This is a genomic window from Chitinophaga sp. (genome assembly GCF_036569125.1).
In the GTDB taxonomy this organism is placed as follows: Bacteria; Bacteroidota; Bacteroidia; order Chitinophagales; family Chitinophagaceae; genus Chitinophaga.
Genome location: NZ_DATCRF010000254.1, coordinates 1 through 14,255, shown reverse-complemented (window position 1 = coordinate 14,255; position 14,255 = coordinate 1). Strand labels below are relative to the sequence as shown.

The window sequence follows — 14,255 nt, the reverse complement described above, 5'->3', positions numbered from 1 at the left end:
AACAGCGGTATCACCGATACAGTAGCCATTACCGTTACAGGCCCTGTGAGCATTGCTGATCCCTGGATCCGTACCCATATGCCGGATACCAGTGCGGCAGCTATCACGGTATCTGCCCGGCTTACGAACGCCTCCCCTGCTGCCATTACCGGCACACTGAAAGCGGTGATCACACCAGGGAATATTACCATCAGCAGCAAAGCCATCACCCTGGCGCCCGGAAGCAGCCAGGAATGCAGCCTGCCCGCTCAAACAATCCGGCATCCCCATCTCTGGTGGCCCAATGGATATGGCGATCCGTTCCTTTATTCCTGCAGGCTGTTATTTGAAACCGGCAGCAGCGTCACAGATAAAACAACACAGGCTTTTGGCATCCGCAAAATTTCCAGCGACACTACTTCCCTGAACGGGCCTATGCGTTTATACGTGAACGATGTACCGGTGCTGGTAAAAGGCGGCAACTGGGGCATGTCGGACTATATGCTGAAAGCAAGGGGCAGCGACTATGATACCCGCATACGCCTGCACCAGGCCATGCACTTTAATATGATCCGCAACTGGACAGGGGAAGTAACGGATAATGCTTTTTACGACTACTGTGATAAATACGGCATTATGGTTTGGGACGATTTCTGGCTGAATAACATGGGCGGTATTGACAGCCTGGAGATGTTCAGGGATAATGTTATAGAAAAGCTCAAAAAGTTCAGGAACCATCCTGCTGTTGTAATATGGTGCGGCGCCAATGAAGGGGTGCCCGGCGGTGATGCGCATGGCGCTATCAGCAATGTTATTACTGCTGCCATTCAACAATATGACGGGGAGAGCAGGTTATATTTGCCCCGTTCAAATGCGGGTGTTGCCAACCCTAACTTCTCCATACAGGGAGGCAGTAAAAACCTTTCCGGCAGCGGCATCTGGGCTAACGTTGATCCAAAGACCTACTTCACCGACCCGCATAATGGCTATCTCTTTTCCCGCAATAGCTGGGGCATGCGCAGTGAATTGGGCATGGCCACTTTTGTGAACCCGGAGAGCTTTAAAAAATTCATGCCACAGGAATTTTGGATCCCTCCTGCCCCGGAGGCCGTTAACAGCAAGGATAACATGTGGGCCAGGCATTTCTTTAGTACAGATGGCGCGTTGGGCGGTGGAGCCGACCCGGTAAAGTATATCAACGATATTAATAAAAGCTATGGTAGGGCTGCTACCCTGGAAGATTTTTGTAAAAAGGCGCAGCTGCTGAACCTTGAAACCATGAGAGCCATGTTTGAGGCATGGAATGATCATATGTGGAATGATGCATCCGGTTTGCTGATCTGGATGAGCCAGTCGGCCTACCCTTCCATGATCTGGCAAACCTATGATTACTATTACGATCTGACGGGCGCTTATTTTGGGGCCAGATCGGCCTGCGAGCCGGTGCATATTCAATGGAACCCGGCCACGCGAATGGTAAAGGTGATCAATAACACACCACATGCATTGCATAAGCTGACTGCAGAAGCAAGTGTTTATAATGCAGATGGTAAGCCGGTTATTGGATATGCGAAAAAAACAACGTTACAGGTAAATGCAACTTCTTTAAGCGATGCCTTTACTATGCCGGATGATACAACCGGCCTATCTGCCGTATATTTCCTGCGGTTGAAATTATATGATGATAAAGGCGTATTGCTATCCGCAAATACTTACCTGCTGGGGAAAGAATATTTGAATTATACTGCGTTGAATACATTGCCACGGGCGGCGGTGTCTGTAAGCACGCCGGTACCATCTGGCAAGTATCTTACGTTCACGGTTACTAACCAATCTAAACAATCCGCTGCTGTGGGCGTGCGCGTGCAGCTGCTGGACAATAACAATAAACAGATACTACCTGCCTTGATCAGCGATTCCTATTTTAACCTGATGCAGGGAGAGCAACAACAGGTGCAGGTGGAAGTGGATAAGGCATTATTGAAGAATGGCTACAGGCTGGAAGCAAGGGCGTATAATGATTAAGTTGACATGAATAAGATCAATGATTTTCAAATATCTGGATGCACCAGTTCAGCAGATCTGCTTCATCAACAATACTCCAGGAATGAGGATGCCTGCTTCCATCTTTGCTGTATCCTTTGTTACTTGTCGCAATTAATTCTGCTTTATTGTTACCGAGTAATTTTAACTGATTAATAAAAGCAGCTATATCCAAAACATTTAAATCATAAAAATCTTTTCTTCTGTTATTGATCCACCAGTTTATATCCGGCTCTGTATACATTCTTACATGCATATCCGTGAGAACAGATGCATTTCCGCCCTGTTTCACGGTATGGCTGAAAGGCGATGCCTGCTGATACGCGGGCCTGTTATCGCCTGGAGTTCCTTTCAGTTTGTCTTTAAAGAAAGACATCAGCTGTTTACCCTCCGTGACGGCATCAGAGCTATAGTTCCTTAGAACAGCATTTTCTGATTCATTATAAAGCCGTTCATAGTCTAATGGAGGATCTGCCGCAAATACAGCCAATGGCCTTATACCGAAAGCACTTTTTCCCTGCGAACAGTATTCCGCGAACCTGACTGCCGCTGTTCCGGCAGCAGACATTCCGCCAATCACTATTTTCCTCCGGGGGATCTTATACTTTAGTATTGCTTCGCTGATCATTGAATCCAGCCGCTCCGGCACCAGGTTGCCGGTAAGAAAATCAAGATAATTATCTGTGGGCACCGCAGTCATTAACAAGATCCCTTTTGCATAAGCGGCCTTCTTAGCGCTATCTGACAATCCTATACTTACCAGGACGATAGCACCTTTTATACTGTCAGCAGGTTGCCTTACCACGTAAAAGTTCCGGAGGCTATCTTTTGCATTCCTATAAATATATTTCGGTCCCTGGGAATATGAAATTTGAGATGCAATTGTTAAAATGAACAGCGCTACAATCTTTTTACTCATCATAAATAAGTCCTTTGTAATTTACTCACCGGTAAAATATAAAAAGTATAAAAAAAACTAAACTTGCCGGCAGGGAAATTATTGTATTCATAACGTTATACACAGTTTATGGAAAAGGAAAAATCAACACAGGATGAGCATCCTGAAGCAAACAAGCCCATCATCATTGGCTGCCTGGTGTTTGAAAAGGTAGATCAGATAGATTTCACCGGGCCTTTTGAAGTATTGTCCCGGTTACCCAATGCTGTGATCCATGTGATCGGTAAAACCACTCAACCGGTGCGCGACGTGAACGGGCTTATTATTACGCCTGAGATGGCGATTGCAGATGCACCGGCATTAGACCTGCTGCATGTTCCGGGCGGATTGGGTGAATATGACGCCAGGAAGGATGAGGAGATCCTGGGCTTTATCAGGAACCAGTTTAATTCAGGCCGGTATGTATTCAGTGTTTGCACAGGCGCATTGCTTTGCGGTGCCGCAGGAATATTGAGCGGCATGAAAGCCACCACTTATTGGGCTGCATGGGAACTTTTGCCATACTACGGGGCCATTCCGGTTAAGCAGCGGGTGGTACAGGATAAGAACCTGATCTCCTGTGCCGGGGTAACAGCCGGGATAGACGGCGCACTGGAAGTTGCCGCCATTTTATGCGGCACCCAGGTAGCTGAGCGCATCCAGCTGCAAATAGAGTATGCGCCGGAACCAAGATTTCACAGCGGAACGCCGGAACAGGCATCTGCAGCGGTTCTTGAAGTATTCTATGAAAAGTATGGGAACACCAGGAGCCATAGGGAAACTGCGGCGCGGGAGTATGCAGTAAGGAATGGGATAAACATGAAGAGCTGAACAGGATTATAAGAATAATATGAAACGAATCAGAGAGAAATCAGAGAAACAAATTTTTATTGTAGCAATGCCGGATTCTCAATTATTGGATGCAGCCGGACCCTGTGAAATGGATTTCAGCGAAAAGACATAAATTTACACATAATGTAAGTGAGAAGCAGAAATGGCATAAAATGCTGTTACTTCTCCAATGCGTTCTCCTATAGTCATTTTTTTTTTAAATCCTCTCTTTCGTAAAACTGAAATGGACGCAGAAACACTAATCAACAATTTCAAGAAAAGCCTCACCTTTTCCGACAAGGATATTATAGCAATACAGACGGACAATACTCTACGGGCAGGACTGATAAGTTTTTTCAGAAGTCATCATGACAGAAATTTTTCGCTTACCTTGCTGGATAAGCTTATTGAACTACGTAGAGAACCTAGGCATGAGATTTCCATTGACGATTTGATGCTTGCCAGTTTTATAATTGGAATGCATGGACAAGTGGAGGATTGCTTAAAAGTGTGGAAAGCAAAACGAGTCGACTTTGACACTTACTGTGGTGTAGACATCCAGCTAATTCCCTTCGCAGGCGTGGACAAAACGATTACTTTTTTAAGAACACAAACTGACAATGAAGCAAAAAAGGCATTAGAATATATTCTTGCATGTTCGGAGGCAGGAGATTTTGATGATTTAGATGAATACTATAACCAAACGCCCTGGTGGGTTTAAGACTGTAAGTAATGGAAGTAAAAGAGATTAACCGACTTCTAACCGACTTTGATGCACTGCCTAAAACGGTAAAGCAACCGACTTATCTTGAGCTTTGTAAATACCCGCGAAGGCGGTTTGAAGAAATCTGCAGCAGGCTGTTATGCTTCTATTTAGCGCCTGATAAAGAACATCAGTTGAGAGAATTATTTCTTCGTTCACTACTCCAGCTTCTTGCACCAGACAAAAAATTCTACCTACAAAACGACAAGATCCATGTCATAAGTGAAGAAAATGCTGACGGAAAAAGATTAGATATCCTTGTTTATTCCAGCACATTTGTTATAGGGATTGAAAACAAAATCACAGCAGGTCTTTACAATCCTTTAGAAACTTACAAAAAAAGAATTGGATTATATGGAAATGACAACATTTATCGTGTGGTGCTTTCATTACGGAAGTTGTCAGCCAAAGATGATTTAGCTTTGATTGAAGCCAACGGCTTCATCAATTTTTCCTATAAGGACTATTTCAATCAGATAAAACAAAACCTTCCTTCTTTCATAGAAGGTTGTAATCAAAAATACCTGCATCATTTAAATGACTTCTTTGAAACACTTGAAAACATGACAGACAATACCATTTTGAACGAAGATCTATCAAACTATTTCTATGACAATGCAGACAGGATAGACATCTTAATAAGTTTATATAATCAATTCAACAATAAAACTAAGGCTCAACAAAAGGAGCGTATCGCAGAACTAAAAGAAAAGATTGCCGAATTAACGAAAAGTAATAAGTGGTGGGCTTGGGAAGGTTGGGGCCTGGGTTTCAACGAATTTAACATCACAAAACCCCAAATCGGTATTGAGAGCTATTTTGAAGCCACTAAAGGCGATCCTCTGGGAATATTCAATGTTGTGATCACAGCCTGGAAATTGAAAGACTGGAGCTTTTATGAAGAAAGGCTTCTGAACGATTATCCAGATTGTAAATTAGAAAAGATTGACAATAGAGCATTCCTGCATGTAGCGAAGATCATGAATAATGATGAGGAGCAAATACTAAAAAGCTTAAAAAATCATTATGACTATTTAGCTAATCTAACTTCAGAATTTCCTGTTTTGCAGCTTTAAAAGCGGACTTAACTGATCTTCACTAACCACCCGCCTTCTTTTCAACCAGCCGTTTTATTTCCTTTGAGAGGGTTTGTTTTTCCATCCTGGACTTTGTTAACCCAACCGCTTTTTCATAATGGTGAATGGCTTTGTCACTGTTTACATCCGCATACAAATATCCCAGCAGGGAATGATAATAGGCATGTTCATCCAGCTGTAGCTTCTCCGCTTCTTTGATGCCTTTTTCATGACCAAATACTTTTGCAAACGCAAACGCCCGGTTCAAGGCCGTTACAGGCGAGTATTCAATAATAATAAGCTGGTTGTACAGCTGCAAAATATGCTGCCACTTGTTATCGTCGGTTGGGGTAGTATGCCAGTATGCAAGCATTGCATCCAGGTGATATTTTGAAATTTCATTGCCCTGGCAGGCATTGACTAAATAATGATTTCCTTTTTCGATTAATTCCTGATCCCACAAATTCCGGTCCTGATCCTCCAGCAGAATGGCTTCCCCCTTGTCGCTTATTCTTGCGTCAAGGCGTGAGCTTTGAAAACACATTAAGGAAAGCAATGCATTCGCCTCCGGCGTGTTGGTAAGACTGTTCTCCGTAAGGATATATGCTAACCGCACCGCTTCAGAACAAAGGTCCTTACGGATCAACTGGTTATTGGTCCGGGAAAAATATCCTTCATTAAACAACAGGTATAAAGTTTTTAAAACACTTTCCAGGCGGGTCTTAATTTCCGCATCACTCAAAATTTTGATCTGGAAATCACCATTGCGAAGGTTGGCCCTGGCCCTTTGCAAACGCTTTTTAATGGTTTCGGTTTTTGTTAAAAATGCATTTGCAATTTCTTCCACACTAAACCCGCAAAGGATCTGAAGGGCCAGACAGATCTGCGCTTCTGCTGAATTACCGGGGTTGCAAACCGCAAAGATCATGGCCAGCTGGCTGTCGGCTATATTTTGATCGCTGAAGTCAAACTCCTGCGCTGCTTCAATATCATTTAATTGTTTGGCCTCCCTGACCTGCTTTTCAACAACCGCATTGTGCTTAAAATAGTCTTTGGTTTTGTTCTTTGCCACGGTGTAAAGCCAGGCAGTCGGATTTTCGGGGATCCCTTTAATACTCCATACTTCAGTGGCTTTCAGAAAGGTTTCGCTCGCAATATCTTCAGCAGTTTCAAGATGCTTTAAATTAAACGAATGATAAAGCACAGCCACTATTTTGCTGTACTCTGTTCTGAATAAGTGTGGTATTAAGTTTTCCTGTTGCATAAATAAAAAAGCCCCTGCAAGTTTGCAAGGGCTATAATAATGAATTACAGTGCATTAATTTCCCGGATCTCCACATTTCCACCGAATGATAAGATCGGGCAATCCTTTGCAAGCCCGGTTGCTTCAGCCAGGGAGGATGCTTTTACAAGGGTGTACCCCAGGATGGATTCCTTGATCTCCGTATAAGGCCCGTCAGAGATAATACCGTCGCTTCTTAATACATTGCCCGTGCTTACCAGCCGGTTGCCCCGGTCAACCAGCTTACCCTGTGCGGCAATCCCTGCCACCCAGTTCATCCACCTTTGCGTATTGGCCTGCATTTGTTCAGGTGATGCCTGGGGCATGGTTTTATAATCTGCTCTGAATACAAATAAGAACTCTTTCATTTTTGTAAGTTTTATTGGTTTATACCCCAGGGACGACCGGTAATGCTGAACGGGGACAAAATGGAAAATATTATTCATACCACCACCCCGCCCATATTGATGTCATAAAATACGGATACATCCTGATCCTGCACCAAAAGTTTTTTTACCTGGTATTTGAAAGCCGGCTGGTGCAATCCCCCTTACAGCTCAAAGTTTATTCCTCCCCGTACGCTCCATTGCGATATTGAGGGATGATCCAGGTAGGAAAAACGCCGGATCACATCTATACGCAGGATCTTGAAAATACGGGTAATGCCTGCGCCTGCCTCAAAATACGGCCCGTTGTTCAGGGTATAGGTAGCCGTTATATTATCCTTTACCGGGAATTTTAAAGCGCCGTTTGCGCCGGGCTGGTTCCCGGCCCGTAAGCCGCCATACAGCAAGCGGCAGGATATTACTTCCCGCCATTTTAATTTCTTTATTAAGGGTATGCGGTCAAAAAAGAAACCTTTAAAAGAATGATCAATACTAATACCGGCAAAGTGATCGCTTACAAACTCCAGGTAGTTCATCATATTAAAACCGCTTTCGCTGTAACCCAGCGTTTGGTTACCCTGGTGCACCTCCAGCAAAGGCCAGGGTAATGCTCCTGCAATGTAACCGGCATAACCCGTTATATCCGTATACCCAAAGGGCGCCCAGTAGCATCTCTTATAAAGGCTAACGTCAAAGCGGTTATAATTATATTCACCGCTCAGCGCTTTAAAGCCATGGGTATAGTTCAATGTTAGTATAGGATAACGGTTTGCAACGCTAAAACGGCCCAGATCGCTTTGGTAGAACTGCTCATGCGGCGCCCAGCGGAAGGTAGCAGAAAGCTCATTCGTTTGCAGGGAGCTAAGCGTATCCGTATCCTGTGCAAAGAAAAGGCTTCCTGCAGGGCGCTGTTTTTTATACTTAAGCATCAGCCCCGCCAGCAGGTGGTTGCCAAATTCATACACATAATCCACACGGAAAATATTGTTGTACAGGTATTTGGTATTATTCCCGCTATTAATGGAAAGCAAAAGATTGCTTTCCACATATTCATCATCGGTGCCGGGAATGTTTGTATCATGCCGGTAGCCTACCCGCAGAAAATGCATGGGATACCTGTAAACAGAGCGGTTGTTAAAGGAATAGGTGGCGCTGCCAAAATACTTGAATTGCTGGTCTTTTGTACCGTATGCCAGGTAACCATCCAGGTAATACCGCTTGCTGAAATAGGGAGTGGTGCGCCCTCCCAGCCTGGGTTTCCAGCCTTCCACGGGGTTATAGCTGAGGAAACTGAAAACAGGTCCTGCGCTGATGGGGCCAAAGGACTTATAACCGGTGGCGCTCATATTAATTATGTCGGTAGTGAGCTTATAAGAGGGCATGTGCAGCAGGCTATCAATGTTCTTATAGGTGCGCGCTTCTGTTGACGATAAGCTATTGAGCCGGTAGTCCAGGAAAAAACTATCCGGTTGTGAACGGGGCTTGTATTCAATGGTGTAATCCTTTTTAAAAAGGCTGTCTGCAATGGGCTGGCCGCTTACGAAATTGCTGAAAAGCACCAGCCTTTCGCCAAACAGGCCGGAGGTGCCTTTGGTTAACCCAAAGTCTGTGATCACATCGGAGTAAGACAGGTGAAATTTATGCGTAACACTATCCTGCTCAAAATCCTGGATCACGGAGAAATTGCGCACCAGACCCAGGTTCATATCCTTATTGGTATGCAGGTTCAGCTTCCTTACCGTGTAATGCCCATCCAGTGTAATGTACAGCGTACCGGTGAACAGCAGCCCGTTCGTATTCCGCGGCATTAAGGAAAGGCGTACCAGCTTCGTATTATCTTCCACAACGGTATCCTGTATAAAATACTTGTAAAAGGTGGGGCCTGCGTCTGATATAGGGCTGATGAACTGCCGGGTGAAAGCCACAATAACGGGGTCGTATATATTAATATCTTCATAGAGCCGGTTCAGGATAACACTTACACCGTGTGTATCTATAAAATCACCGTAATCCACTTTCTTCTGCCCTTCTATCACCTGGTTCTTCCTTTGCGGGCTACGCTGAAAGTAGTTGTGGGATACATTTTCCTCAATATAAACCGGCACCAGCTCTTTGCCGGCTACCTTGGTGGTATCTTTATTTTCAAAAAGGAAATGATAACGTTTTAACGGGCCTTTATCCGATAGCCAGCGGGGGAACCCATCCAGGTACATACACAGCTTTTCATACTGGCGGTAACTGGCGGTGGCATATGCGCCAATATCGTTCTCATTACGGTGGGCCACTACCTGCTTTATCAATTCCACTGCAGGGTTATTCCTGTTACTATAACGTTTGCGCCTGCTGTTCACTATTACTGTTTCCAGCTGCCGGTCGCGGGAGGCCAGCAGCACATTTATTTCCTGCAGGTACGCAGGTGTGCAGTGCCGTACCTGTGTAAAAAAACCGTCCACTGAAAATTGCAGGACGCTCACGTTACCACCTATACGCAATGAATATTTGCCATCCGCATCCGTAAGGGTGCTGTAGCGGCCATTCCCTGCAGTTACTTTTACATTGGACATTGGCATTTTAGTGGCTGAATCCTGCACCATGCCGTAAACATTCACTGACTGGGCCTGCAAACCGGTTTGCGAGAGTACCAGGAACAGTAAAACAAGTATGCACGCACGATTATCCGTTAAGGCCATCATAATAGATGTAAACGCTATTCATATTACAATTTTTTTCACACAAATAAGACTTTTATCTGTGCTATTTGTTTAATCAGGTATCCGTATTAATTAATTGTAAATTTTGCGTTATGATGCAGGGAGGAACGGTAATAATTTTTTGCGTAACTTGTGCCCGTTGTATTAACCACACATTAGCGGAGGATTGACGCTTTCCTGTTTTCTTATTTAATCTTTGGGGGGCCGTGACCGGATCAGCATTTTGAATGTTTGCGGCCTGCTGCGTCATTAACTTTAATAAAACCTCAATAATTCCTTTATGCGAAAAATCTACATTTTTCTGTTATTCCTGCTATGGAGTACAGCTTCAGTTGCCCAGAATCCTTACCTGAAAACCGCGTACAAGGGGCCGGACAGCTCTGTTATACTGGACTATGGCTATGGTAAGGTATTGTCGTTTAAGCATGCCGGAAGTGATTTCATTTACTACCTGGGCGATGTAAGTACCGGCGCCATTACCGTTATTCCGTATAACAAACCATACGATATTAATGGCTTTGCCGAGATCATTTCAGATCATGTGTATGCCTGGGTTACGCCTTACGGCGCTCTCATTGCAGGACAAACCCTTGGCAGTACTCCAAATAGCGGCCTGGTATCGCTATACGAATGGAAACAAGGCGTGCTTACCAAGCTGGCAGACCAAATGTACAATGTACATACGGCCGGCGATTACGCCATATGGTCAACCGCGCTCGGCGCCGGTGGGAAACTGATATTAAGGAACCTGGCCACCAACCAGCAAACGCTTGTAGCAGACAGCAGCATACAGGCTGCAACCGTGGCGGCTAATGGCATGGTGGTATACAGTACCGGCCAATACCTGTATACGTACAAGAACGGCGTAAACAAATTGATCTATCAGCTGATACCTTCCGAGTTTCCGGACGGACCCGAATACATTTATGAGCCGGAAACAGATGGGGAACGCGTTACCTTCCTGAATTACCGGGAGCAGCATGAAACCCAGGCTTTTTTATACGAGCATGATTCCGTAACGCTGCTGCTAACCGGGGGCGATTATGGCGGCTTTTCAGAATTTTCAATGAGCATAACAAAGCCCATTATCAATAACGGTTATATAGGGGGCGTAAATTTAGGCTGGCCTTACTACTATAATACTGAGGGAAGAGTGTATACCCGCGACAGGCAGGGTACTTTCCGCGACGTGCTGAATATAAAAACACGTACGGATATTGGTTATGCGCGTATGGCTGCCATAAATGCGCGGGGCGATATTGCCGTAAGAACCACATCAGGCGGTAACCAGGGCACCTACCTCGTTAGCCAGGATGGAAGCTATAACCGGAAAATAGCCGGCGCCACCTCCTGGGTGTATTACCAGGATACTACCTGGCTGGCTGCTATCGGCAACACCTTATATACCGTAATAAAAGATACCCTTGCCCACCATTATTTAAAGTCTTTCAGCAAACAGGTGTATTACGATATGCGTAATCCAATGCCCGCCAGCGATTTCCTGGAACATTATGTAGGCCCGGTTTCCGGCCCTGGTCAGCTGGAGCGCATAGAGATTGTTAAACGCCCCTCAAAAGGCGTATTGCTGAATAAGAACAACCAGCCTATACTGGGTAATAACAATATTATTCTAAGAGCCGACCTGGATACGCTTAAATACAGCGCCCCCGGCTTGCCCAATCGCCGGGATACCATTAAATGGCGGGCCTTTGACGGGGTAAACTGGACAGAGACTGCTGATATTTATTTAAATTTAACACTGCCTCCCGGCACTATAAAACCCTTTGAACGTAATACGCTGGCAGGTGTGCCCATCCGCTTCTGGTCAAGCCAGTTTAAGGAAAACTCCTCCAACCCGCTGTACGGTATCAGGATCACCAAACTACCCACCTGGGGTAAGCTTACGGTAGATGGCAGAGCGGTATTTTACCAGGAAAGCAGCGATCTGACACTGGCTCAAATAGACCGTATGATCTATACGCCCAATCCCAATATAGTAGGGGTAGATACCTTGCAATGGATGAGCTTTAACACGGTGGCGGGCTATTCGCCAAACGACACGCCTGTAATTTTACGCATTTATCCGCAGCTGAATACGCCGCCTGTTTTAAGAACGCTGGAAAGCAGCTATAGCAGGGCCGCAGCTCCGGACACCATTCTTATAGCCAATTATCCCATTCCACAGGCGCGTACGGATGTAATGGTGCTGCTGGATAATAAACAGGTGCTGCCTATAGGGCCGGATCATACCTTTATTATTTCCCCATCATCGTATACCACCGGTACCCATCAGCTGAAAGTGAGCTTTAAGCATAAGCTGGATAGTATCAGTGTAGTGCGCAGCTTTACCATTACCAATGCCCTTGCGCCGTTAATGGTGGGCGGTGATAAGCTCCGGATAACAGAAGAAGCCGGCCCGCTGAGCGTATGGCCTAACCCCTTCAGCGAACAGCTTACGGTTACCGGTTTGGATGCAAATAAAACGTACATCCTGCAGCTGTTTGATGCACAGGGCAAGGCCATGCTTACAGACCGTTCATTTAATCAAAGCAAAAAAGTGATTGAGCTGAGCGGCAACCAGCTCATAAAAGGCATTTACTATCTGCAGGTGCAGGATGCCGGCAGTAAGGAGCTTGTGAAAACTATTAAGCTGCTGCATTTATAAAAGCGCTTAATGATCTGATAACTATGATGGCGCTCCGGTTGTGGAGCGCCATCTTTATTTTACCTGTTTCAGATCAAGATAAAAGCCTTTATCAATAATTAATTCCTTCTCATTAACCATGCGGATGCTTTTCCATTCTGTTGTAGGCGTTAACCACTGGTGATTGCTTAAATTAGTTTTAAGGGGCATCGAAAAGCCTTTGATACAATCAGAGAACCGGTACGCCAAAACACCATTCTGCAGCTTATATTCCAAAACCGGCAGGGCACTTCTTCTGAGGTATTGATCAAAGAAAACAGTAAGGTCCTTTTGGATCGCTTTGCTGATGTAATCTTCCACCTGCTTTGAAGTAACCGTTTTATGGTAAAAGTGGCTGTTCAGCCCCCGTAGTATTCTCCGGAACTTAGTATCATCATTTACCATTGCCCGGATCATATGCACTACTACCCAGCCTTTCAGGTACATATCGCCGCCTGCATCTTCAAAGATCCCATAACGCTGTATTACTGGTTTTTCATTATCGATGCGTTTATTAGTCCTTGCAATAAAAAACTCTTCAGCCGCCTGTTTTCCATATTGGTATTCTATATATAATTCCTCTGCAAAGCCGGCAAAACCTTCATGCACCCATCTGTCGGTAAAATCTTTTGTTGTGATATTATTTCCAAACCACTCATGCGCCATTTCATGAACAACCAGCCGGTCCATTTTACGATCCCAGGGATTTAAGTTTTTGAAGTTGATACGTCCCAACCGGAAACCGTTCCCATAGGCTATTGCGCCCTGGTGCTCCATTCCTATATAAGGCGCTTCCACCATTTTAAAGCCATCTTCATAAAAAGGGTAAGGCCCAAACCAGTGTTCAAAGCTTTTCATGGTTTTATTCACCTCGGCTTTTAAATAATCCTTTACTTTTTGCTGATTATAATCCAGCACCCAATACTCCATATCCAAGGGGCCTTTTTCACCATTATACACCTCTGCTACCTTTACATATTTTCCAATGTAAAAGGAGATGCCATAGTTATTGATCGGATTTACAACAGCCCATGTATAGCTGGAAGTACCATCCTGGTTATTGGTTTTTCTTTGCAAGCGGCCATTGCCAATTGCGGGGAGTGAATCAGGTGTTATTATAGTGATGGAAGCGCCTTTATCCGGCTCATCGCTCTGATGCACTTTACAGGGATACCAGATACTGGCGCCCGTAAGCTGGCAGGCAACAGAGATCCAGGGGCGGCCTAAACTATCTTTTGCCCAAACCACACCGCCATCCCAGGGCGGCTTAACGGATTCCACGGGTTTTCCGGAATAGTAAATAGCAATGTTGTGTGTGGTATTTTCCTTTTGCAGGGGTACTTTTATAAACCATGCACTGCCATCCTGCTGAAAGCTTAGCTTCTCCTGATCCAGCATCACGCTATCAATGTGTAAAGGATCCTGTAGGTCGATCTGCATCAGCTCTTTTTTATTGGTCTTTACAACTTTGTAGCTGATGATATTTTTACCATAGATGGTTTTATTTACCAGGTCCGGGTGAATGCTCAGGTCATAGTAAACAACATCCCACCATGCCCTTTCG

General features: G+C 44.9%; 10 protein-coding genes. 5 read left to right on the top strand and 5 right to left on the bottom strand.

The genetic code is table 11. The annotated features are described in order from the left end of the window. A partial coding sequence (locus VIM87_RS09355) for a glycoside hydrolase family 2 TIM barrel-domain containing protein (protein ID WP_331996731.1) occupies positions 1-2,004 on the top strand: 2,004 nt, incomplete at its 5' end. A gap of 16 nt (positions 2,005-2,020) precedes the next feature. Here the strand turns inward: VIM87_RS09355 and VIM87_RS09350 are convergent. After that, on the bottom strand, positions 2,021-2,944 hold the full coding sequence (locus VIM87_RS09350; protein WP_331996730.1) for a hypothetical protein: 924 nt from the start codon (positions 2,942-2,944) through the stop codon (positions 2,021-2,023). 105 nt (positions 2,945-3,049) lie between these two features. Here VIM87_RS09350 and VIM87_RS09345 point away from each other — a divergent pair, with 105 nt between their 5' ends. The 3 genes from VIM87_RS09345 to VIM87_RS09335 all read left to right on the top strand — a co-directional run bounded on the left by VIM87_RS09345 (position 3,050) and on the right by VIM87_RS09335 (position 5,629). Further along, positions 3,050-3,790 carry a DJ-1/PfpI family protein gene (locus VIM87_RS09345; RefSeq protein ID WP_331996729.1) on the top strand — a complete coding sequence of 247 codons (741 nt, stop codon included), beginning with the start codon at positions 3,050-3,052 and terminating at the stop codon, positions 3,788-3,790. A gap of 244 nt (positions 3,791-4,034) precedes the next feature. Next, entirely contained in the window at positions 4,035-4,511 is a 477-nt protein-coding gene (locus VIM87_RS09340) for a hypothetical protein (RefSeq protein ID WP_331996728.1), read from the top strand. Positions 4,512-4,522: 11 nt separating this feature from the next. Next, a complete protein-coding gene (locus tag VIM87_RS09335) occupies positions 4,523-5,629 on the top strand; it encodes a PD-(D/E)XK nuclease family protein (RefSeq protein WP_331996727.1) in 1,107 nt (368 codons plus the stop codon). A 22-nt stretch (positions 5,630-5,651) separates the two neighbouring features. On the opposite strand, the gene VIM87_RS09330 is transcribed toward VIM87_RS09335, so the two are convergent. From VIM87_RS09330 to VIM87_RS09320, 3 genes are all read right to left on the bottom strand, one after another. Further along, positions 5,652-6,893 carry an RNA polymerase sigma factor gene (locus tag VIM87_RS09330; RefSeq protein ID WP_331996726.1) on the bottom strand — a complete coding sequence of 414 codons (1,242 nt, stop codon included), beginning with the start codon at positions 6,891-6,893 and terminating at the stop codon, positions 5,652-5,654. A gap of 44 nt (positions 6,894-6,937) precedes the next feature. After that, the gene (locus VIM87_RS09325) at positions 6,938-7,279 is read right to left on the bottom strand and encodes a YciI family protein (RefSeq protein ID WP_331996725.1); all 342 of its coding nucleotides are present in this window, start codon (positions 7,277-7,279) and stop codon (positions 6,938-6,940) included. 182 nt (positions 7,280-7,461) lie between these two features. After that, positions 7,462-9,990 carry a DUF5686 family protein gene (locus VIM87_RS09320; protein WP_331996724.1) on the bottom strand — a complete coding sequence of 843 codons (2,529 nt, stop codon included), beginning with the start codon at positions 9,988-9,990 and terminating at the stop codon, positions 7,462-7,464. A gap of 298 nt (positions 9,991-10,288) precedes the next feature. Here VIM87_RS09320 and VIM87_RS09315 point away from each other — a divergent pair, with 298 nt between their 5' ends. Further along, complete coding sequence (locus VIM87_RS09315) at positions 10,289-12,673, top strand: T9SS type A sorting domain-containing protein (protein WP_331996723.1); 2,385 nt, start codon at positions 10,289-10,291, stop codon at positions 12,671-12,673. A 54-nt stretch (positions 12,674-12,727) separates the two neighbouring features. On the opposite strand, the gene VIM87_RS09310 is transcribed toward VIM87_RS09315, so the two are convergent. Continuing rightward, positions 12,728-14,255, bottom strand: a 1,528-nt coding sequence (locus VIM87_RS09310; protein ID WP_331996722.1) for a M1 family metallopeptidase, incomplete at its 5' end; no start/stop codon positions are given.

What these genes read in the sequence shown, in the direction of transcription:
- VIM87_RS09345 (WP_331996729.1), top strand. Translation starts at nt 3,050, where the DNA reads ATGGAAAAGGAAAAATCAACACAGGATGAGCATCCTGAAGCAAACAAG.
- VIM87_RS09315 (WP_331996723.1), top strand. Translation starts at nt 10,289, where the DNA reads ATGCGAAAAATCTACATTTTTCTGTTATTCCTGCTATGGAGTACAGCT.
- VIM87_RS09325 (WP_331996725.1), bottom strand. Translation starts at nt 7,279, where the DNA reads ATGAAAGAGTTCTTATTTGTATTCAGAGCAGATTATAAAACCATGCCC.
- VIM87_RS09330 (WP_331996726.1), bottom strand. Translation starts at nt 6,893, where the DNA reads ATGCAACAGGAAAACTTAATACCACACTTATTCAGAACAGAGTACAGC.
- VIM87_RS09320 (WP_331996724.1), bottom strand. Translation starts at nt 9,990, where the DNA reads ATGATGGCCTTAACGGATAATCGTGCGTGCATACTTGTTTTACTGTTC.
- VIM87_RS09350 (WP_331996730.1), bottom strand. Translation starts at nt 2,944, where the DNA reads ATGATGAGTAAAAAGATTGTAGCGCTGTTCATTTTAACAATTGCATCT.
- VIM87_RS09340 (WP_331996728.1), top strand. Translation starts at nt 4,035, where the DNA reads ATGGACGCAGAAACACTAATCAACAATTTCAAGAAAAGCCTCACCTTT.
- VIM87_RS09335 (WP_331996727.1), top strand. Translation starts at nt 4,523, where the DNA reads ATGGAAGTAAAAGAGATTAACCGACTTCTAACCGACTTTGATGCACTG.